This is a genomic window from Actinocrinis sp., assembly GCF_035650855.1.
In the GTDB taxonomy this organism is placed as follows: domain Bacteria; phylum Actinomycetota; class Actinomycetes; order Streptomycetales; family Catenulisporaceae; genus Actinocrinis.
In genome coordinates this window covers 31,623-51,445 of record NZ_DASRGV010000288.1, presented here as the reverse complement: position 1 = coordinate 51,445, position 19,823 = coordinate 31,623, and the positions used below count along the sequence as shown (strand labels likewise).

Annotated in this window: 18 protein-coding genes and 1 pseudogene; 9 read left to right on the top strand and 10 right to left on the bottom strand. The window is 71.3% G+C overall.

The genetic code is table 11. The features are described 5' to 3' along the window. The 4 genes and pseudogenes from VFB40_RS20640 to VFB40_RS20625 form a co-directional block, all read left to right on the top strand. Window positions 1-200 (top strand): annotated as a pseudogene (locus tag VFB40_RS20640) (protocatechuate 3,4-dioxygenase subunit alpha); the annotation flags it as partial. Next, a complete protein-coding gene (locus tag VFB40_RS20635; RefSeq protein ID WP_324853142.1) occupies window positions 154-1,185 on the top strand; it encodes a lyase family protein in 1,032 nt (343 codons plus the stop codon). The pseudogene VFB40_RS20640 and the gene VFB40_RS20635, both read left to right, overlap by 47 nt. After that, window positions 1,178-2,428, top strand: a complete 1,251-nt coding sequence (pcaDC, locus tag VFB40_RS20630; RefSeq protein ID WP_324853140.1) for a bifunctional 3-oxoadipate enol-lactonase/4-carboxymuconolactone decarboxylase PcaDC — start codon at window positions 1,178-1,180, stop codon at window positions 2,426-2,428. The genes VFB40_RS20635 and pcaDC overlap by 8 nt, the downstream gene beginning before the upstream one ends. 20 nt (window positions 2,429-2,448) lie before the next feature. Next, a complete protein-coding gene (locus VFB40_RS20625; RefSeq protein ID WP_324853138.1) occupies window positions 2,449-3,621 on the top strand; it encodes a 4-hydroxybenzoate 3-monooxygenase in 1,173 nt (390 codons plus the stop codon). Window positions 3,622-3,634: 13 nt separating this feature from the next. Here VFB40_RS20625 and VFB40_RS20620 read toward each other — a convergent pair whose 3' ends face one another. From VFB40_RS20620 to VFB40_RS20610, 3 genes are all read right to left on the bottom strand, one after another. Next, window positions 3,635-4,465, bottom strand: a complete 831-nt coding sequence (locus VFB40_RS20620; RefSeq protein WP_324853136.1) for an alpha/beta fold hydrolase — start codon at window positions 4,463-4,465, stop codon at window positions 3,635-3,637. A 223-nt stretch (window positions 4,466-4,688) separates the two neighbouring features. Continuing rightward, the gene (locus VFB40_RS20615; protein WP_324853134.1) at window positions 4,689-5,462 is read right to left on the bottom strand and encodes a TetR/AcrR family transcriptional regulator; all 774 of its coding nucleotides are present in this window, start codon (window positions 5,460-5,462) and stop codon (window positions 4,689-4,691) included. Continuing rightward, a complete protein-coding gene (locus tag VFB40_RS20610; protein ID WP_324853132.1) occupies window positions 5,459-6,202 on the bottom strand; it encodes a 4'-phosphopantetheinyl transferase family protein in 744 nt (247 codons plus the stop codon). The genes VFB40_RS20615 and VFB40_RS20610 overlap by 4 nt, the downstream gene beginning before the upstream one ends. A 192-nt stretch (window positions 6,203-6,394) precedes the next feature. Here VFB40_RS20610 and VFB40_RS20605 point away from each other — a divergent pair, with 192 nt between their 5' ends. Then, window positions 6,395-8,044 (top strand): FAD-binding dehydrogenase, encoded by a 1,650-nt coding sequence (locus VFB40_RS20605; RefSeq protein ID WP_324853130.1) that lies wholly within the window; start codon window positions 6,395-6,397, stop codon window positions 8,042-8,044. A 132-nt stretch (window positions 8,045-8,176) separates the two neighbouring features. On the opposite strand, the gene VFB40_RS20600 is transcribed toward VFB40_RS20605, so the two are convergent. The 4 genes from VFB40_RS20600 to VFB40_RS20585 form a co-directional block, all read right to left on the bottom strand. Further along, the gene (locus VFB40_RS20600; RefSeq protein ID WP_324853128.1) at window positions 8,177-9,112 is read right to left on the bottom strand and encodes a hypothetical protein; all 936 of its coding nucleotides are present in this window, start codon (window positions 9,110-9,112) and stop codon (window positions 8,177-8,179) included. Next, window positions 9,109-9,681 carry a SigE family RNA polymerase sigma factor gene (locus tag VFB40_RS20595; RefSeq protein ID WP_324853126.1) on the bottom strand — a complete coding sequence of 191 codons (573 nt, stop codon included), beginning with the start codon at window positions 9,679-9,681 and terminating at the stop codon, window positions 9,109-9,111. The genes VFB40_RS20600 and VFB40_RS20595 overlap by 4 nt, the downstream gene beginning before the upstream one ends. 228 nt (window positions 9,682-9,909) lie before the next feature. Next, on the bottom strand, window positions 9,910-10,815 hold the full coding sequence (locus tag VFB40_RS20590; RefSeq protein WP_324853124.1) for an alanyl-tRNA editing protein: 906 nt from the start codon (window positions 10,813-10,815) through the stop codon (window positions 9,910-9,912). A gap of 33 nt (window positions 10,816-10,848) precedes the next feature. Continuing rightward, the gene (locus VFB40_RS20585; RefSeq protein ID WP_324853121.1) at window positions 10,849-12,153 is read right to left on the bottom strand and encodes a cytochrome P450 family protein; all 1,305 of its coding nucleotides are present in this window, start codon (window positions 12,151-12,153) and stop codon (window positions 10,849-10,851) included. A 142-nt stretch (window positions 12,154-12,295) separates the two neighbouring features. Here VFB40_RS20585 and VFB40_RS20580 point away from each other — a divergent pair, with 142 nt between their 5' ends. Genes VFB40_RS20580 through VFB40_RS20570 form a run of 3 tightly spaced genes read left to right on the top strand, consistent with a single transcriptional unit; the run spans window position 12,296 to window position 15,267 of the window. Beyond that, window positions 12,296-12,832, top strand: a complete 537-nt coding sequence (locus VFB40_RS20580) for an NUDIX hydrolase (RefSeq protein WP_324853119.1) — start codon at window positions 12,296-12,298, stop codon at window positions 12,830-12,832. A 40-nt stretch (window positions 12,833-12,872) separates the two neighbouring features. Continuing rightward, complete coding sequence (locus tag VFB40_RS20575) at window positions 12,873-13,673, top strand: LamB/YcsF family protein (protein ID WP_324853117.1); 801 nt, start codon at window positions 12,873-12,875, stop codon at window positions 13,671-13,673. Between the two features lie 13 nt (window positions 13,674-13,686). Continuing rightward, window positions 13,687-15,267 (top strand): 5-oxoprolinase subunit B/C family protein, encoded by a 1,581-nt coding sequence (locus VFB40_RS20570; protein WP_324853115.1) that lies wholly within the window; start codon window positions 13,687-13,689, stop codon window positions 15,265-15,267. Window positions 15,268-15,349: 82 nt separating this feature from the next. Here the strand turns inward: VFB40_RS20570 and galK are convergent, their stop codons facing one another. From galK to galT, 3 genes are all read right to left on the bottom strand, one after another. Beyond that, the gene (gene galK, locus VFB40_RS20565) at window positions 15,350-16,528 is read right to left on the bottom strand and encodes a galactokinase (protein ID WP_324853113.1); all 1,179 of its coding nucleotides are present in this window, start codon (window positions 16,526-16,528) and stop codon (window positions 15,350-15,352) included. A gap of 151 nt (window positions 16,529-16,679) precedes the next feature. Beyond that, a complete protein-coding gene (gene galE / locus VFB40_RS20560; RefSeq protein WP_324853111.1) occupies window positions 16,680-17,669 on the bottom strand; it encodes a UDP-glucose 4-epimerase GalE in 990 nt (329 codons plus the stop codon). Next, window positions 17,666-18,763 (bottom strand): galactose-1-phosphate uridylyltransferase, encoded by a 1,098-nt coding sequence (galT, locus tag VFB40_RS20555; protein ID WP_324853109.1) that lies wholly within the window; start codon window positions 18,761-18,763, stop codon window positions 17,666-17,668. The genes galE and galT overlap by 4 nt, the downstream gene beginning before the upstream one ends. 169 nt (window positions 18,764-18,932) lie before the next feature. On the opposite strand from galT, the gene VFB40_RS20550 reads away from it, so the two are divergent. Continuing rightward, window positions 18,933-19,748 (top strand): DeoR/GlpR family DNA-binding transcription regulator, encoded by an 816-nt coding sequence (locus tag VFB40_RS20550; RefSeq protein WP_324853107.1) that lies wholly within the window; start codon window positions 18,933-18,935, stop codon window positions 19,746-19,748. Window positions 19,749-19,823 lie beyond the last annotated feature (75 nt).

Sequence of the window (19,823 nt, the reverse complement as noted above, 5' to 3'; positions counted from 1 at the left end):
ACAGCCGCGTCTACTTCTCCGACCTGGAAAGCGCGAACGCCGCCGATCCGCTGCTGGCATCGCTGGAACCGCGCCGTCGCGCAACGCTGATTTCGCAGGCGGAGGGGACGGGCACGTACCGCTTCGACGTGCGTATTCAGGGAGGTGATGGTGATGACGCCGACGCCGAGACGGTATTCCTCGCCTTCTCCGTGGGATGACGATCCGCTGGGCACGCTGCTGGAAACCGAGGCCGCGCTGGCCAAGGCCAAGGCCGAGCTCGGCCGGATCCCGCAGGCCGCCGCCGACGCGATCGTGCGCGCGACCCAGCAGGGATACGACTACAACGAAATGCGCGATTTCGGCGAGGAGCACGCCACCATCGTCGTGCCCTTAGTCGAGCGTCTGCGTTCGCATCTGTCCGAGGAGTACCACGAGTACCTGCACAAGCCCGCGACCAGCCAGGACATCATCGACACGGCGCTGATGCTCCAGGCCTCGCGGAACATCGGCCTCACGATGCCCCTCCTTGATCGATGCATCGCGGCCGTCCGCGGCTTGGCGAGCGACTTCGGCGAGACGCCGCAGCGCGCCCGCACACTGCTCCAACCCGCCCTGCCCAGCACCTTCGGCAATCTCCTGGCTTCCTGGCAATCAGCCATCGAAGACGCCCGCGCGCGCATGGCGACCGTTCACGAGCAATCTCTCGCGGTGCAGCTCGGCGGACCGATCGGCGACCTCGACGATCCCGAACTGGTTCGCGCCTTTGCCGCCGAACTCGGGCTCACGGCTCCGGAACGCCCCTGGCACACCGTGCGTACACGCATCGTCGACCTGGCCACCGCGCTCGGCCTCACCACCGGCGCGCTGGCCAAGATCGGCGTCGACGTGATCATGCTGTCGCAGCCCGAGATCGGCGAGCTGGAAGAGGGCGCCGCGGGCTCCTCCTCATCGATGCCTGACAAGCGCAATCCGGCCCGTTCCGTCCAGCTGGCCGCGCTCGCCCAGCGCAGCCCCGGCCTGGTCGCGACCGTCTTCTCCGCGCTGCCGCAGGAACTGCACCGCGCCGCCGGACGCTGGCAGTCCGAAGACGCCGCTGTCAGGGAACTGCTGGCCCTCACCGGCAAGGCCGCACATCACGCGGTCAGGTTGCTCGAAGGCCTCAACGTCGCTGCGGACCGAATGAAGGCGAACCTCGATGGCTGACCGCCCGCTGCTCCACTACCACCGCGACGGCCGCGAGGAGGAAGGCGAGATCGAGCGGCCGCCGCTGATCCTCGGCCCCTCCATCGGCACGAGCATGCGGCTCTGGGATGAGGTCGTTCCCACGCTCGCGGCCGATCACACGGTGATCCGGTACGACCTGCCCGGCCACGGCCGCACGCCCGCGAGCGCGCTGCCAAGCCTCAAGCCCGACGCGATCACCATCGCCGACTTGGCGCAGACCGTGCTCAACCTCGCCAACACACTCGGTATCAAGCGCTTCCACTACGCGGGAGTCTCGCTCGGCGGCGCGATCGGGACTTGGCTCGCGATCCACCGGCCGGAACGGATCGCCTCGCTGGCCGTGGTCTGCTCCTCCGCGCACTTCGGCGACCCGCAGTACTGGCAGGCACGCGCGAAAGCCGTCCGGGACGAGGGCATCGGCCCGGTCGCCGACGCGGCATCAGGACGCTGGTTCACCGCGCGCTTCGCCGCTTCCGGCGCGCCGATCGCCGAGGCGTTGCTGGACGACCTGCGCGGCGCCGACCCGGCCGGATACGCAGCCTGCTGCGACGCACTCGCCGGGCTCGACCTGCGCGGGCAGCTGGGCGCGATCAGCGCTCCCACGCTGGTGATCGCAGGCAGTGAGGACATCTCGACGCCGGTGGAGCACGCCCGCGAACTCGCCGGCGCGATCCCCGACGCCAAGCTGCTCGAAGTGGCCGAAGCCGCCCATCTCGCCTGCGTCGAGCAGCCGCAGATTGTCGCGGAGGCACTGCGCTCCCACTTGGCCGTCGGGGCCGTCGCCGCGCCGATTGCCGAGCAGAATGCCGAGTCGTCTGCCGAGCCGAATGCGAAGCCCGGCACCGGCCGCGACGCGGGAATGGCGGTGCGCCGCGCCGTACTCGGTGACGCGCACGTGGATCGCGCGATCGCGAACACCACCGACTTCACCGCCGACTTCCAGGACCTCATCACGCGCTACGCGTGGGGCGAGATCTGGACCAGGCCCGGACTCGACCGCCGGATGCGCAGCGCCGTCACACTGACCGCGCTCGTAGCGCACGGTCATCTCAGCGAGCTGGCCATGCACCTGCGCGGAGCGCTCAACAACGGGCTGACCCGCGCGGAGGTCGGCGAAATCCTGCTGCAGACCGCCGTGTACTGCGGGGTCCCGGCGGCCAACTCGGCCTTCGCCGTCGCGCAGCAGGTGTTCGCGCAGCTCGACACCGAATCAGAAGCCTGAACGCAGAGGGGGATGGCGACGTGCGTACCAGCGTCGGGATCATAGGCGCCGGACCGGCCGGCTTGCTGCTCGCACATCTGCTGCGCCAGGCCGGGATCGAGAACGTGGTGCTGGAGAACCGGACCCGCGACTACGTCGAGCACCGGCAGCGCGCCGGAGTGCTGGAGCAGAACACCGTCGACGTGCTGCGCTCCAGCGGCGCCGGCGAGCGGATGGACCGCCTCGGCCTGCGGCACGACGGCATCGAGCTGCGCTTCGCCCGCGAAGGGCACCGCGTGGACTTCCCGTCGCACACCGGCGGCCGCAGCGTCATGGTCTACGCGCAGACCGAGGTCGTCAAAGACCTGATCGCGATCAGCGAGCAGCAGGGCGGCACGATCCGGTTCGAGGCCGAGGCGCTCGCCATCGAGAAGGCGGACACCGGCAGCCCCCTGATCCGCTACCGCCACGAGGGCGCCGAGCACACCCTCGAGTGCGACATCGTCGTGGCCTGCGACGGCTTCCACGGCATCGGCCGGCAGTCGATGCCGCAAAGCCTGCTGCGCACGTGGTCGCATGAATATCCCTTCGCCTGGCTCGGAATCCTCGCCGACGTGCCGCCGTCCTGCGACGAGCTCATCTACGCCAACCACGAACGCGGATTCGCGCTGCACAGCATGCGCTCGCCTCAGGTGAGCCGGCTGTACCTCCAGGTCGCCCCGGACGAGGACCTGAACGCCTGGCCGGACGATCGGATCTGGGCCGAACTCGACGCCCGCTTCGAGCTGCCCGGCTGGAGCCTCGAACACGGCCCGATCACCGAGAAGGGGATCACGCCGATGCGCAGCTTCGTCGCCGAGCCGCTGCGGTACGGCCGCCTGTTCCTCGCCGGAGACGCCGCGCACATCGTCCCGCCGACCGGGGCGAAGGGCCTCAATCTGGCGGCCGCCGACGCGACGCTGCTGGCCGCCGCGATCATCCAGGCCCATGACAAGGGCGACGAGAGCCTGCTCGACGCCTACTCGGAGACGGCACTGCGGCGGGTCTGGCGCGCAGAGCACTTCTCGTACTTCATGACGACGATGCTGCACCGGGACCCGCACGCCGACGACTTCGCGCACCGGCTCCAGCTTTCGAACCTGCGCTACATCGCGTCGTCCGAAGCCGCGGCCGCCTCGCTCGCCGAGAACTACGTCGGACTTCCGGTCGGGTGAGCCGGGCGCGTCGTTACGCGGACTGTCCCGTTTCTTGGGACGCAGTTCCCTGATACGCACTTACCGTGCTGGTCTGGACGAACTCGACCGCGCTGCGGACCACCTGCGCATCGCGCAGGATCCGGTTGTGTCCGAGGCCGCGCGTGCCCAGCAGTTCGGCTCCCTGCCACGCCGCGGCGATCGCCTTGCCCATGCTGTACGGGATCTGCTTGTCCTCGCGGTCGTGAATGACCAGCATCGGGGGCATCGGCTCGTCGTTCGGCGGTTCGGCGTTGGACAGCGCCTGCGCCCGCCCGACCGCGTCGAAGTCTGACATCGGTCGGCCGGTCCGCAGCTCCAAACGCCGCATGAGCCCGATCCGGATGCGATCGCCGAAGCCGAGCATCGCGGCGAATCCCTTCATGAACTGAGTCGGATCCGTCATCGGCGAAATGAGCACGAGCCGGCTCGTGGGCAGCCTGTCGAGCACCGCGAGGGCCGCGGACCCGCCGCCGAGTGAGTGCCCGATGATCGCGTGCGCGGGCCCGAAGGCACGGACCGCGGCGGCGAGCGCGGCCGTGAACTCCGTGATGAGACTGCGATTGGCGCCGAAGCGGCCGGGACCGGAATCGCCGTGGCTCGGCGCGTCGATCGCGACGACACGGAACCCGGCGGCGGTCAGCGGCGCGACGAACGCCCCGAACTGACTTCGATGACCACCCCAGCCGTGCAGCAGATAGACCACCGGCCCGCCGACGCCCCAGACCTCAGCGACGAAGGCCGGCCCCGGGCCCTCCTGAAGCGGGAGCGTCACGAGGCGGCCCGGCGCGGCCGGGGTGGAGCGCGACCGGTCCGCGTGCTGCACGGTGCACCAGACTCGTTCGGCCCAGCGCGCACCAAGACGTGGCGCGCAACGCTCCAGCGTCCCGAAGGCGGCACGGGTCGAGCGCCGTCGGAGGGACAAAGAAGAACGAACGATCGTGCTTTTTTGAGCGGTCGAATCGGCCATTGGAATCTCCCGTTGATTAGCGGTCGGTGGCTGAAGCGAGGCGGTTGATGCGTTAGCGGGTCGATCGGTCAGGCGGCGGCTACGTAGCGCGTGGCAGCACGCGTACCGCGTCGATCAGTGCGTCGAAGGCGTGCCGGGCGCGGCTCTCCGCCTGTGGGTCGTTGAGCAGCCGACAAGCATGGAAGAAGCCGAGCATGACGGAGTGAAGGTCGTGGGCGAACTGTTCCGCGTCGGCGTCCGGCCGGAACTCTCCCTCCGCGATGCCGGTGCGGAACATCTGGGCCACCGAGTCCGCGAAGTCCCGGTGGTCGCGCACGAGCTGGTCGCGCACGGGTCCTGGCTGGTCGTCGAACTCCGCGGAGGCCGAGACGAACAGGCACTCGGAGCCGCCGTCCATGATCGTGTGCAGCCAGTGCTCGAACAACGCGCGCACCCGCTGCTCGCCGCGCGGCGCCTTGAGCGCGGGCCGCACGACCTCCTCGCTGAACAGGTCGCGGGCCCGTTCGAGCACCTGCAGCTGGAGCGATTCCTTCGATTTGAAGTGCGCGAACAGCCCGCTCTTGGACAGTTCGAGCCGAGCCGCGAGCGAGCCGATGGTGAGACCGGCCAGACCGAGACGCGCGGCTGTCCTGGTCGCCTCATCCAGCACTGCCTGCCGGGTCGCCTCGCCCTTAGGGCGACCGGAACGTGGGGGCCGGGCTCTCGGGCCGATGGCTTTCGCCTGGCTGCGTTGTCGTCGGTCGACGGCCAACACCGGGCCGCCTCCCTCCTGCGCCTTGCCGGACTCGGCCCTCGACCCGCTCGCTGATCCGGCCCCCACGTTCCGGTCGCCCTTGCTCACCCGACTAGTCATAGCACGATCGTTCGTTCTGCGGAAGATCCGTTGGCCGACACGGCGATCGCGGTGAAGAGCAGGCCATCGCGCACCAGCCAGCGCCCGGCGAAGCCGAGCAGCGTGATTCCGTTCACGACCGGACCCGGGACCAGCAGCCGCGCGTAGAAGGAACCGGATTCGCCGCTGCCCGCTCCCCGTGCTTCCGCTCGATGCGCTTCCGCTCGATGCGATTCCGCCTCGAAGTCGATGCTCGCCTCCTCGAAGTCGAGCCAGCGGCCGGTCAGCGGAAACCACGCCTTGTACACCGACTCCTTCGCGCTGAACAGCAGCCGGTCCCAGTGCACCGCGGGCCGATCCGCCGCGAGCCGCTTCAGGCGCTCGCGTTCTTCCGCGACGGTGACCGTGGTCAGCACCTCCGGCGGCAGCGCCTCGTGCGGTTCCGCGTCCACGCCGATTGTCGCCAGTTGCGAGCTGCGGGCGACAACGGCCGCGCGGTACCCCGTGCAGTGCGTCATGCTGCCGACGATCCCGGCCGGCCACTGCGGGGCGCCGCGGTCCCCGGGCAGAATCGCCACTGGCGCGATGCCGAGCCGGGCCAGCGCCGTGCGCGCGCAGTGCCGGACCGTGGTGAACTCGAGCCGCCGCTTTTCCACCGCCTGGGCGAGTTCCGCCTCCTCCTCGGGGAACAGCACGGCGTCCAGGGGATCGGACCGCGCCTCGACGGCGACCACGCCGGGCGGCAGCAGCTCCTCGATCACACCCGCTCCTCGATCATGCTCGCAGTGTGTCAGGCGGAGCGCCGCTACCTCAAACAGCTGAGCCCGCCCGCACCGATCAGCACAGTGCAGGCGCACCAAACGTTCGTATGCTTCATTGAGGAATGATCGCGCCGCGCCCTACGATCGGCTGCGACCTGCCTAACAGACACGTAGAGACGAGGTGCGGTCGTCGTGGACGCGGATGTCATCGTGGTCGGAGGCGGGCTGGCCGGGCTGGTGGCGACCGCCGAGCTCGCTGACGCCGGGCGCCGGGTGATCCTGGTCGAGCAGGAGCCGGAGGCCTCGCTCGGCGGCCAGGCGTTCTGGTCCTTCGGCGGGCTGTTCCTGGTCGACTCGCCGGAGCAGCGCCGGATGGGCATCCGCGACTCGCACGAGCTGGCCTGGCAGGACTGGATCGGCAGCGCGGGCTTCGACCGCGAAGAGGACTACTGGCCGCGCCGCTGGGCCGAGGCCTACGTGGATTTCGCCGCCACCGAGAAGCGGTCCTGGCTGCACGCCCAGGGCGTACGCCTCTTCCCGATCGTCGGCTGGGCCGAGCGCGGCGGCTACCTCGCCGACGGCCACGGCAACTCGGTCCCGCGCTTCCACATCACCTGGGGCACCGGCCCCGGAGTCGTCGAACCCTTCGAGCGGCGGGTGCGCGCGGCGGCCGTCGAGGGGCGGGTACGGTTCGCGTTCCGGCACCGCGTCGACGAGCTGATCCTGAGCGACGGCGCCGTGACCGGCGTGCGCGGCACCGTACTCGAACCCAGCGACGTACGCCGCGGCGCGCCCAGCTCGCGCACCGCGGCCGGCGAGTTCTCCTTCACCGCGCAGGCGGTCATCGTCACCTCAGGCGGCATCGGCGCAAACCACGAGCTGGTCCGGCGAAACTGGCCCGCGCGGCTCGGCCAGCCGCCGCGCAACCTGCTCTCCGGCGTTCCCGCGCACGTCGACGGACGCATGCTGGAGATCAGCGACGCGGCCGGCGGCCGGGTGATCAACGGCGACCGGATGTGGCACTACACCGAGGGCGTCACGAACTGGAACCCGATCTGGCCGCTGCACGGCATCAGGATCCTGCCGGGCCCGTCCTCGCTCTGGCTCGACGCGACCGGCCGCAGGCTGCCGGTGCCGCTGTTCCCGGGCTTCGACACGCTCGGCACGCTGGAACACATCATGCGCACCGGGCACGAGTACACCTGGTTCCTGCTCACCCAGAAGATCATCGAGAAGGAGTTCGCGCTCTCCGGCTCTGAGCAGAACCCCGACCTGACCGGGAAGAGCATCAAGCAGCTGCTCGGGCGGATCGGCCCGGGCGCCCCGGCCCCGGTCGAGGCGTTCAAGCGGCACGGGGTCGACTTCGTGGTCGCCGACGCGCTGCCGCGGCTCGTGGACGGGATGAACGCGCTGACCGACAAGCCGCTGCTCGACCTGGCCGAGGTGACCCGGCAGGTGGAGGCGCGCGACCGGGAGATCGGCAACAAGTTCACCAAGGACCTGCAAGTTACCGCGATCCACGGCGCGCGGGCCTATCGCGGCGACCGGCTGATCCGGGTCGCCTCCCCGCACCGGCTGCTCGATCCGAAGGCCGGGCCGCTCATCGCGGTGAAACTCCACATCCTTACCCGCAAGTCGCTCGGCGGCCTGGAGACGGACCTGTCCGGCCGGGTGCTGCGCGCCGACGGGCAGCCGCTGCCCGGCCTTTACGCAGCAGGCGAGGTGGCGGGCTTCGGCGGCGGCGGCATGCACGGCTACCGCTCGCTGGAGGGGACCTTCCTCGGCGGCTGCCTGTTCTCCGGGCGCACCGCCGGACGCGAGGCGGCGAAGGCCGTCAGCTAGCGCCCGGTGGCACCAGCGACCCGTCACGTCGGCAGGACTCTGATATGTTCGGGCAGATATTACAGAGTTCTGACTCTTGCCCCGGCCGTGAAAGTTACATGCCGGCCGGGCGCCGATCGCTCGGCGCGCGGCTCAGAAGCCGCCCTGGGCCGACCCTGAGGTCGAGCCGTGCGCCGGATCGGTCGTCGCGCTCAGGGAATACGTGTCACCGCTCGTGTCGTGCGGGCTACTGTGCGAATACTGAGCCGCGAAGGTGAAGGTGCCGGGCTGGACGGTCTGGCCCGGTTTGAGCGTGAACGTGTAAATCAGCCCGCTCGCGTCCGAGTTCACCGACACGTCGAACACGGACAGATCGTGGGTCGAGTAGTCGCGTTCCTGCGAGTAGCCCGCATTCGGCGTCGCCCGGATGATCACCTGGAGCGCGGTGACCGGGTCCGGGAGCGTGACGTACACGTCCTCCTCGGTCCACTGCGCGTTGCTGCTCGGGGCGACCGCACTCGTCGCGCTGACCACGGAACCCCCTGCAGCCTGGTGCGACGCCGATGCGGACGCCGACGGGCTCCCGGTCGGGCTGGCGGGCTTCGTGGCCGTCTGAGCGCCTTGACCGGTGACCGAGCTATGCGTTCCGGGGGCAGGTGAGCCCGCCTGCGACGGGCCGCCTGCGCCGGACGGCAGCCCGCTGGCCGCAGGAAGGCCGCCGTTGTTTGTCGCGGCCCTCGGGGGAGTGTTCGGCTGGTTGTTCGTGACCGTCGCCGTCACCGCGACGGCGACCGTCGCGCATACGGCTGCAGCCGCGATACCTGCGGGAATGCCTGCCAGCCGCAGTCCCAGCACCGGGATGCGCACCCGACCGGCACCACGTGCCCCGCCGCCGTCCACCAGCCGCTCGTCGAGCAGCGTGCGGATGCGGTCGGTGTCCGGCTCGTAGCGGGCGTACTCGGTGTCCAGGACCTCGGTGAGCCACTCGCCGCCGTGCGTATCGGTCGCGTGCGTGACGCCCGCGCCGTCGTACCCCGTTCCGCTGCCTGCGTCGTCCTTACGCGCCTTTCCTCGCACTGGATGCATCATCGCCGCGCCGCCCCGTCCCCGGCGGCTTGCCCGCTCGGGCGCGCGCCCAGCAGGGTGGCCAGCTCGGCCACGCCGCGCGAGGTCTGGCTCTTGACCGTGCCGACGGAAATGCCCAGCGTCGTAGCGGTCTCCTGCTCGCTCAGTCCGTAGTAGTGCCGCAGCACGACGCAGGCCCGCTTACGCACCGGAAGCCGCCGCAGCGCCTCGCGTACGTCCGCGCTCGCGGCCAGGTCGGGCCCGTCCATCCGGTCCGTCCACGCCGCGCCGAGCAGCCGCCAGCCGCGCCGCTCGCGCACCAGCCGCCGAACCCGGCTGGCCGCCAGGTTCACCACGATCCGCCGCACGTAGGCCAGCGGCACGTCCGAGCGGGTCACCTGGTCCCAGCGCTTCCACGCCTGGGTGAAGGCCTCCGCGGTCAGGTCCTCGGCCGCGTCCGGGTCACCGGACAGCAGGAACGCCAGGCGGGCAAGGTCGCGGTGGTGCGCGTCGAAAAACGCGTCGAACCTGGCCCGGTCCTCCGCGTTGAAGGTCCGCGCCGCGCGCATGTGAGTCACTGTGGTCGCCGCCACGGTAGTGGACCGTAGCAGCCGCATTCGGATCGCGACAGGGTACGTGACCTTATCTCGCTGTATTCGGACGCTGATGAAGGGCTCCGCGGCCGCGAGTTCGACAGTTGATTCGAGTCGGCGACCGGGCGGCCGGCGGGCGCGCGGGCCGTGCGGATCACGCCGTCCGCCGCGCTTCCCGGTCACATCTTCCCGGCCGTGCGCGGTTTCACTCAGGGCTCGGAGATTCCGTCAGATCCGTTTGGGCACAGTCACCGCGACCAGCTCGGTGCCGTCCTCGTTCAGCGAAAGGCTGGTGGTCAGCGAGGCGAGCTCGCCGAGCCGGGCCAGGTGGGTGCCGCCGCAGTCGATCGACGCGGCGCCCTCGGGCAACGCGCAGATCCAGCGCCGGCGCGCGGTCAGCTCGGGCCCCGGCGCCTCGACGCGGACCGGCGCGTCAGCAGCGATCCACTCGGCCAGCCGCGCGTTCACCCGCGCCGTGATCTCGCCGAGCGCGTCGGCCAGGCCCTCGGGGTCGAAGCCCTTCTTGCGCAGCGATTTGCCGATCCGGTACCGGTCCGTGCTGGCGTGCTCGTCCATCCGCGAGCTCTCCATCGCGAGCGCGTCGAAGTCCGGCGAGCCGAGCGCGTCCAGCCGCGCCTCCTTGCGCCAGCGGTCGGCCAGCGCCGCGTTGAGCGCGAAGGCGAGCAGGTGGCAGCCGGTGTGCGCGGCGGACAGGGCGGTGCGGCGGGCCGGGTCGGCGCGCAGTACGACCGCGCGGCCGAGCAGCGCCTCGGGCTCCGCGGGCGCGCAGGCGAACTCCACCAGGTGCACCGCCAGCCAGGCCCACTGCGGATGCCCGCGCCGCACCGGGATCTGCTCGCCGAGGGCGAACTCGCCGTCCGGACCGACGGCGCCGGTCGCGCAGTCCACCACCGGGCAGCGCGTGCCGCCGAAGTCCGTCGCGTCGACGAACTCCATCGTGCCGGTGTCGCCCGGCTGGTCCGGCCAGCTGTGGTCGAGCGGGTGGAAGGGAGTGGTGTCCGTCACGACGCCGATGACGCCACCGGGTAAGGGCACTGCGGCGACGATAGTCGAGCTGCCCTCCGTGGTGCCGCTGGGAAACGTCACCAGCGTCGTGGTGTTCGGAAACGCCATGCCCCCCAGTGTCGCATCTACATCGCGCTGGGATCAGTCGTTCGCGTGGACAGGGGACTTTCGGACCGTGAACCGCACCGGCAGCGCCTCAAGGCCGCGCATGATGGTGCTCGCCCGGTATTCCAACTGCTCGACGGGAACCGCGAGCCGCAGTTCAGGCAGCCTGCGCAGCAGCGTCTCGAACGCGATGCGCCCCTCGAGCCTGGCCAGCGGCGCGCCCAGGCAGAAGTGGATCCCGTGTCCAAACGCGAGGTGGCCGCGCGGGGTGCGGGTCACGTCCAGCCGATCGGGCTCCGGATAGACGGCGTGGTCGCGGTTGGCCGAGTTCAGCGCCACGTACACGGCGCTGCCCTCGGGAATGACCGTGCCCGCGATCTCCAGCTTCTCGGCCGCGAAACGCAGCGTCGCGCGCTCGACCGGGCCGTCGTAGCGCAGGAACTCCTCCACCGCGTCGGGGACCAGCTCGGGCCGTCCGCACAGCGCCGCATACTGGTCAGGATGGGTCAGAAGGGCCAGCAGACCGTTGCCGATCAGGTTGACCGTGGTCTCGTGCCCGGCGAGCAGCAGCAGGACCGCGGTGCTGAGCACCTCCTGCGGGTCGAGCCGCTCCTGGTCCTCGCTGCTCAGCAGGTCGCTGAGCAGGTCCGCGCCTGGCTGCGCGCGCTTGCGCTCGATCTGGGCCGCCAGGTAGTCGGTCAGCGCCTCGGCGGCCTCAGCCTGGCGCGGATCGTAGGTCGGGCGCAGGAAATCCTGCGACCAGGCCCGGAACCGCTGGCGATCGTCCGCGGGCACGCCCAGCAGCTCGGCGATCACGAGGGAGGGCAGCTGGTTGGCGAACGCGGCCATCAGCTCGGCCTGCCCGGTCTGCGCTATTCGTTCGTCCTGTTCCGTCGGGGCGTGCCCTGCGCCGGCGAAGTCGTCGATCAGCTCGTCCGCGATCTGCTGCACGCGCGGCGCGAGCTCGGCGACCCGGCGCGGGGTGAACTGCGCGGCGACCACCTTGCGCAGCCGGGTGTGGTCCGGCGGGTCGGCGGAGAGCATGTGGTGCGAAAGGCTGGCCCGCTCGCCGAAGTACAGGTGCTCGAACCCCGCCTCGACCAACGCCTGCCTGCCCACCTCAGGGTCCTTCGACAGTCGCGGATCGGCCAGCGCGGCCCGGGCCTCCGGGTACGTGGTGACGACGAAGGGCCGCATCCCGCAGACCTGGTCGAGCTGCGCCACCGGGCAGCGGCCGCGCAGCCGCTCGTAGTGCGGATACGGGTCGATCGACGGGTCGTCCTTGAAGTCGGGCGGCAGATCGGGCGGCGGGTTGTCGGTGCGGATGCCGGTGTCGGCCACAGGTTCAGCCTTCCTCGCAGGTACTTTGGCAGTGGTCTCATACGCCCTTCGGCGCCTTCTGACATGCTTGCGGCAGCGGCGCGCCGCGGGAAGCCCCGAAACGGAGGATTTGTCACGCCTTTGACCGGGATATGATCGGAGCGTGGCGGACGGGACACGAGGGGAAATCGAGGCAGGTCCGGCGCCCGGCCTTCCGGTGCGGCGCACCGCGCGCATCGTTCTGGCGGACGACGCGGACCGGATCCTGCTGTTCCGGTTCGTCGACCCGGACTCGCTGACGCCGGGCGGCGTCTGGTGGGGCACCCCCGGCGGCGGGGTCGACGACGGGGAGTCGCTGCCGCAAACCGCCGCGCGTGAGCTGTTCGAGGAGACCGGGCTGCGCGTGCCCGCGGAGCGGTTCGATCGGATCGTCGGCGGCAACCGGGGCGTGGCCCGGTTCGCCGGCCGGGAGCGCTGGTTCGAGAACCACTACTACTTCCTGCGCGCCGAGGGCTTCGTCCTCAACCCCTCCGGTTGGCAGGAGATCGAGCGCGGCCTCATCGCCGAGCACCGCTGGTGGTCGGCCGGGGAGCTGGCCGCCACCGACGCGATCATCCACCCGCCCGGCCTGGTGCGCGTCCTGCCGGAGCTGCTCGCCGGGCGCCTGCCCGCCGAACCCGTCGACCTCGGCCGGGCCTGACCTCCTCGTTTCGCGCCGCACCGGCGGATACAGTGCGGTCATGGCGTACGGCACACCGCCAGGCGAGCCCCGGCCCGCGGACCCCCGCTCGATCGACCTGAACGCCGATCTCGGCGAGGGGCTCGGCGGGCGGCAGCTCACCGACGACGAGGCGCTGCTCACGATGGTGACCAGCGCGAACGTCGCCTGCGGCTTTCACGCCGGGGACCCGTCCACGATGCGCAAAGTCTGCGCGCTGGCCGCCGCGCGCGGGGTGCGGATCGGTGCGCAGGTCTCCTACCACGACCTGCCCGGCTTCGGCCGACGGCCGATGGACGTCCCGTCGCGGGAACTGGCCGACGAGGTCGCCTACCAAATCGGCGCGCTGCGGGTCTTCGCGCAGGCCGCGGGCACCGACCTGGCGTACGTCAAACCGCACGGCGCGCTGTACAACCGGATCGTGTGGGACGAGGGGCAGGCCGACGCGGTCGTCGATGGCATCCTGCTGGCCGGCGGCGAGCTGCCGGTGCTCGGCCTGCCCGGCTCGGCGGTGCACCGCTCCGCCAGTGCCGCGCGTCTGCCGGTCGTCACCGAGGCGTTCGCGGACCGCGCGTACCGGCCGGACGGGACGCTCGTGCCGCGCACCGAGCCGGGAGCGGTCATCAGCGACCCGGAGCAGGTGATCAAGCGCTCGGTGATGATGGTGACCGAGGGCTCCGTGTTCGCGGCCAGCGGTGAGCGTGTGCCGGTCGCGGCCGAATCACTGTGCCTGCACGGCGACACGCCGGGGGCCGTAGAGCTCGCGGTACGCGTGCGAGAGGCGCTGCTCGCCGCGGGTGTCAACATCCGACCGTTCGTCTAGCCGGGCCGGCGCCATGATTCCGTTGCGATACGGCTCGCACGCCCTGCTCGTCGAATGCGCGGACCTGGACGAGGTCGCCGCCCTGCACGCCGAACTGTTGCGCCGTGCCGAGCGGGGCGCGCTGCCGCCGGTGCTGGATCTGGTGCCCGCCGAGCGCACGGTCCTGATCGACGGCCTCGACGATCCGGCCGACCTCGCCGCCGACCTCGCGACCTGGACGCTGCCGCCCGCGCGCACCGAACCGGGCCGCACGGTCCAACTCGCGGTGCATTACGACGGCCCCGACCTCGACGAGGTCGCCGACGCCTGGGGCGTAAGCAGCGACGAGGTGGCGGCGATTCACTCAGCGCACGAATACCGCGTCGCCTTCTGCGGATTCGCGCCGGGCTTCGCATACCTGACCGGGCTTCCCGAGCGTTACCACCTGCCGCGCCGACCGACGCCGCGCCCGAGCGTGTCCCCGGGTTACGTGGCTGTCGCCGGCCCGTACACCGGGATCTACCCGACCGGTTCGCCTGGAGGCTGGAACCTGATCGGCGCGACGGACGCACAGCTGTGGGACCTGGAACGCGACGAGCCCGCGCTGCTCGTCCCGGGCAGCAACGTCCGCTTCATCCCCGCTCCGGCCGCGCCCGTCCCAACGCCCGCGTCCGCAACTGTGTCACCTCCACCCGCCGCACCAGAAGTCGACCCCGCCATCCAAATCCTCCGCGCCGGCGCGCTGACCACGATCCAAGACCTCGGCCGTCCCGGATACGCACACCTGGGCGTCCCGCGCAGCGGCGCGCTGGACCAGGCCGCACATCGGTTGGCGAACCGCCTCGTCGGAAACGATCCAAATGCCGCGACGCTGGAGACGACACTCAGCGGCCTGACACTGCGCGCCCTCGCCCCAATCGTCGTCGCGGTGTGCGGCGCGGTCGCTCCGGTGCGCGTGGACGGCCGGCCCGCGCCGTGGGCCGCACCGGTCGAACTGCGCGCAGGACAGACCCTTGACGTCGGCATGGCCAGCCGAGGCGTCCGGAACTACGTGGCGATCGCCGGGGGAGTGGCCGTCCCACCGGCTCTGGGAAGCCGGTCCACGGACCTGCTCTCCGGGCTCGGCAGCGGAGCACTAGGAGCCGAACAGCCGCGCGACCCCCGGCTCCGCGACGGCGACCTGCTCCCGCTCGGCGTTGTCTCCAGGCCGCCGCAGCCCGCTGATACGTACCCGGTCACCGTCACCGCGCCGGCCGCAGCCGGATCAGCCATCGAACTCCCGATCGCCCGCGGCCCGCGCCCCGACGCCTTCCCGGAAACCGCATGGCGTGCACTCGCGACGCACGAGTACACGGTCTCGCCCACGTCGAACCGGATCGCCCTGCGCCTCGACGGTCCGTCCCTCGCGCGCACCGGACCCGACACGATCCCGAGCGAGGGCACGATCCTCGGCGCGATCCAGGTTCCCGCCGACGGCCGCCCGATCATCTTCCTGGCCGATCACCCGCCGACCGGCGGCTACCCGGTGATCGCCGTCGTGCCGCCGGACGCACTCGGCCCCGCGGCCCAAGCCCCGCCGGGCACCCGCATCCGCTTCCGGGCGCACAGCCTCTGACGCTGCCAAAAGCCGGCCTGCGACCTGAGCTTATTTATCGCAGAACGCTGTGTCCCGCTCAGCCGGACAACCTTAGGACCGCCTAGGCCACGCGGTGCGCTCCGCGGGCCGGGATCGCGCGGAAGATCTCGGCCTGGGGAAGCGCCGCAAGCACACTCTCGGCCACGCGCTCGGCGTCACCCACGTCGACGAGTGCGATGGCGCTGCCGCCGAACCCGCCGCCGGTCATGCGCGCGCCGTGCGCACCTGCCGCCAGGGCTGCCTCGACGACCACGTCCAGTTCCTCGCAGGAGACCTCGAAGTCGTCGCGCAGGGACGCGTGCGACGCGGTCATCAGGTCGCCTGCCGCGCGTAGGCGCTCGCCCTCGAGCGGTCCTTCCGTCAGCAGGCTGACGAACTGCTCGACCCGCTCGTCCTCCGTCACCACGTGCCGCACCCGGCGTGCGGTGACCTCGTCGAGCTCGCGTTCCGCTCGTTCCAGGTCGGCCGCGGTCAAGTCGCGCAGCGCCCGCACGCCGAGCACCGCCGCCGCCTTCTCGCAGCTCGCGCGGCGTGCCGGGTAGCCGGACTCGCCGTGGTCGTGGCTGACCTTCGTGTCGAACACCATCAACGTGAGGCCCGCCGCGGCCAGGTCGAAGGGGTGCGGGGCGATCTCGAATGAGCGGGTGTCGATGAACAGCACCCTGCCGTCCTCGCCGAACGCCGAGGCGAGCTGGTCGAGCGGCCCGCAGGGCACGTTCGCGTAATTGTTCTCAGCGTACTGCGACAGGCGGGCGAGGTCGGCCGTGCTCAGCTGCGCCTCCGCCCCGGCCAGCCCGGCCAGGGCCAGGCCGGTCGAGCACTCCAGCGCCGCCGAGGAGGACAGGCCCGCGCCGACCGGGACGGTCGAGACGAAGGCCAGGTCCGCGCCGGTGAAGCCCTCCTGCAGGATCCCGGCTCCGCGCAGCGCCCAGGCCACGCCCGCCGGGTACTCGGTCCAGCCCTGCGGGAAGCCCGGGGTGAGGTCGTCCAGCGCCACCTCGATCACCCGCTGGTCGCCCGCCGAGGAGACCACGCGCAGCCGCCCGTCCGTGCGCTTCGCCGCCGCGACCACCGTGTAGCGGTCGATCGCCATCGGCAGCACGAAGCCCTCGTTGTAGTCGGTGTGCTCGCCGATGACGTTCACCCGGCCCGGCGCGGCCCACAGACCCTCGGGCCGGCCGCCGTATACGGACTCGAACAGCTTGGTCGCCTCGGCGGCGATCGGGTCGACGACGTTCATGGCTGCCTGCTTCCCAAGGGCTGAACGGGCGGGAGGAAAGAAGAGGTCTGACGGGGCTGAACTTGCGGCTGCGGCCGGCTGTGGCTGCGGTCGGAGCCGGAGCCGGAGCCGGAGCCGGAGCCGGAGCCGGAGCCGGAGCGACGCGGCTCGGCTACGCGCGCTCGGCCTGGGCGAAGCTCCAGGCGTCGGCGACCATCGAGTCGAGGTCCACGTGCCGCGGGCGCCAGCCCAGCTCGGTCTCCGCGCGCTGCGCGCCGGCCACCAGCGTGGCCGGGTCTCCGGCCCGGCGTTCGGCCTCCACCTGCGGGATGTCCCGGCCGGTCACCCGGCGCGCGGCGTCGATCACCTCGCGCACCGTGAACCCGCGGCCGTTGCCGAGGTTGCAGATCAGGTGCTCGCCCTCGCGGGCGCGGTGCAGCGCGAGCAGGTGCGCGTCGGCGAGGTCCGCGACGTGGATGTAGTCGCGGATGCACGTGCCGTCAGGGGTCGGATAGTCGGTGCCGAACACGGTGATCGCGGGCCGCTCGCCGAGCGCCGCCTTCAGAACCAGCGGAATCAGGTGCGATTCGGGATCGTGCCGCTCGCCGTAGCCGTTGTAGGACCCTGCGACGTTGAAGTACCGCAGCGACACCGCGGCCAGGCCGTGCGCTACCGACTCGGCCGAGATCATGTGGTCCACGGCCAGTTTCGTCGCGCCGTACGGGCTGGTCGGCGCTGTGCGCGCGGTCTCCGGAATCGGCACCGACTCCGGCTCGCCGTACACCGCTGCGGTCGAGGAGAACACCAGCTTGCGCACCCCGGACTCGCGCATCGCGTCCAGCAGCAGATGCGTGCCGACCACGTTGTTCGCCCAGTACTTCTCCGGCTTCGCGACCGACTCGCCGACCTGTGAGAACGCCGCGAAATGCAGCACCGCGGCGAATGAGGGGTCGAGTACCTTCGCCGCGGTGTCGTGGATGCGGCCCTCGACGAACTCCGCGCCCTGCGGTACGCCGACCCGGTGCCCGGTGGACAGATCGTCGAGCACTGTCACGCGGTACCCGGACTCCAGCAGCCGCGCGGCCACCACCGAGCCGATGTAGCCGGCGCCACCCGTCACCAGAACCCGCGCGCCGTCAGCCGGATCGGGTGTCAGAGTCATCCCGCAACCTCTCGCAGTCTCGCGGCCGCCCGCTCGGGCGACACGTCGTTCATGAAGGCGCCCATCCCCGATTCCGTGCCGGCCAGGTACTTGAGCTTGTCCGCGGTGCGCAGCACGGTGAACAGCTCAAGGTGCAGGGCCAGCTCGGGCCGGGTCCCGGTCGGGGCGACCGGAGCCTGGTGCCACGCCGCAATGTACGGGGTCGGCGCTGAGCGTCCGGTGAACAGCCGATCAAAACGTCCCAAGAGCTCCAAGTACACGGCCGGGAAGGTCGCGCGCTGCGCGTCGTCCAGCTTGGTGAAGTCGCCGACCCGGCGGTTCGGGTACAGGTGCACCTCGTACGGCCAGCGCGCGGCGAACGGCACGAACGCCGTCCACTCCTCATTCGCCAGCACCACCCGGCTGCCGGCCCGCTCCGCCGCCAGCACGTCGTCGAAGAGATTGCGGCCCGTGCGCTCCCGGTGCGCGGCGGCGCTCTCGACGGCGCGCGCGGTCTTCGGGGGCAGATACGGGAAGGCGTAGATCTGTCCGTGCGGATGAGTCAGCGTGACGCCGATCTCGTTGCCCCGGTTCTCGAAGCAGTACACCTGGCGGGTGCCCGGCAACGCGGAGAGCTCGGCGGTGCGGTCGGTCCACGCCTCCAGCACCAGCATCACCCGCGCTTCGTCGAGCGCTGCGAAGGTCGCGTTGTGGTCCGAGGTGAAGCAGACCACTTCGCACCGCCCGCCGCCCAGGTGCGCGCGATGCGGCAGCGGGCCGACCAGGGTGTCCTCGGCCGCCGGGATCCCGCTCAGCGACGGGAACCGGTTCTCGAAGACCACGACCTCGTAGTCCGGGGCCGGGATCTCGCTTTGCCACTCGGCGGTGGAGGGGCACAGCGGGCAGCTGTTGGTCGGCGGAAGGTAAGGCCGGCCCTGGCGGTGCGCGGCCACCGCGACCCACTCGCCCTGCACCGGGTCGAAGCGGGTTTCGCTGGTCGTGTCGACGGGCTCAAGCGGCCGCTGATCGGCGAACGCGGCCCGCGTCTCGGCGTCGCCGGCGTCGTAATAGATCAGCTCACGGCCGTCCGCCAGCTGCGTGACTGTCTTCTTCACCGGTAGCTCCTTCATCGAACATATTCAAACACGGTTGAACGTTAACTCACAAGGGCTAGCATGGCTTCGAACGTTCGACACAGCAGGTCGTCCCGGACGAGAATTGGGCCGCAGCCGCACCGCGAACGAGCCGGAACGCGGGGGGTCGCGAAGGCGATAAGGAGCAGCGATGGCGCAGGTCGAGACCGACGACGGCCGCGGGCTGCTGGCGGAACAGCGCCGCGCCGCGATCGCGGCCGAGGTGCGCGCCCGCGGCGGCGTGCGCGTGACCGACCTGGTGCTGCGCTTCGGCGTCTCCGACATGACGGTCCGCCGCGACCTCGACGCGCTGGCCCGCGACGGGCTGTTGGAGAAGGTGCACGGCGGCGCGGTCGCGCTCGGCGAGTCCAGCGCGCACGAGCCGGGCTTCGAGGCCAAGCGCACCCTGGAGACCGCGGCCAAGGAGGCGATCGCCGAGGCCGCCGCCGCCCTCGTCCCGCGCGGCGGCGCGGTGGCGCTGTCGGCCGGGACCACAACCTTCGCCCTGGCCCGCAGGCTCACCGACGTCTCCGACCTGACCGTGGTCACCAACTCCATGCGCATCGCCGAGCTGTTCGCGCAGCGGCTGCGCCCGCCGGGCGCCAGGCACGGCGCGACCGTCGTGCTCACCGGCGGCATGCGCACCCCGTCGGACGCGCTGGTCGGCCCGGTCGCCGACCAGGCGATCCGCTCGCTGAACTTCGACCTGGCCTTCGTGGGCTGCCACGGCATCTCGATCGGCGCCGGCCTCTCCACGCCGAACCTGGCCGAGGCGGAGACCAACCGGGCGCTGATCGCGGCCGCGCGCCGGGTGGTGGCGGTCGCCGATCACAGCAAGTGGGGGCTGGCCGGGCTGGCCACTTTCGCCCCGCTCGCCGCGGTGGACACGTGGGTGACCGATGCCGGCCTGCCTGAAACAGCCCGCGCCGAAGCCTCCGAGCACATCCGCCACCTCCTCATCGCCTAGCCGGCCGCCCGGCGCGCCGGCGTTCGCAGTGCGCAGCGCGCCCGGGCGTGTTGTGTGTCCGCCGGAAACGGACAC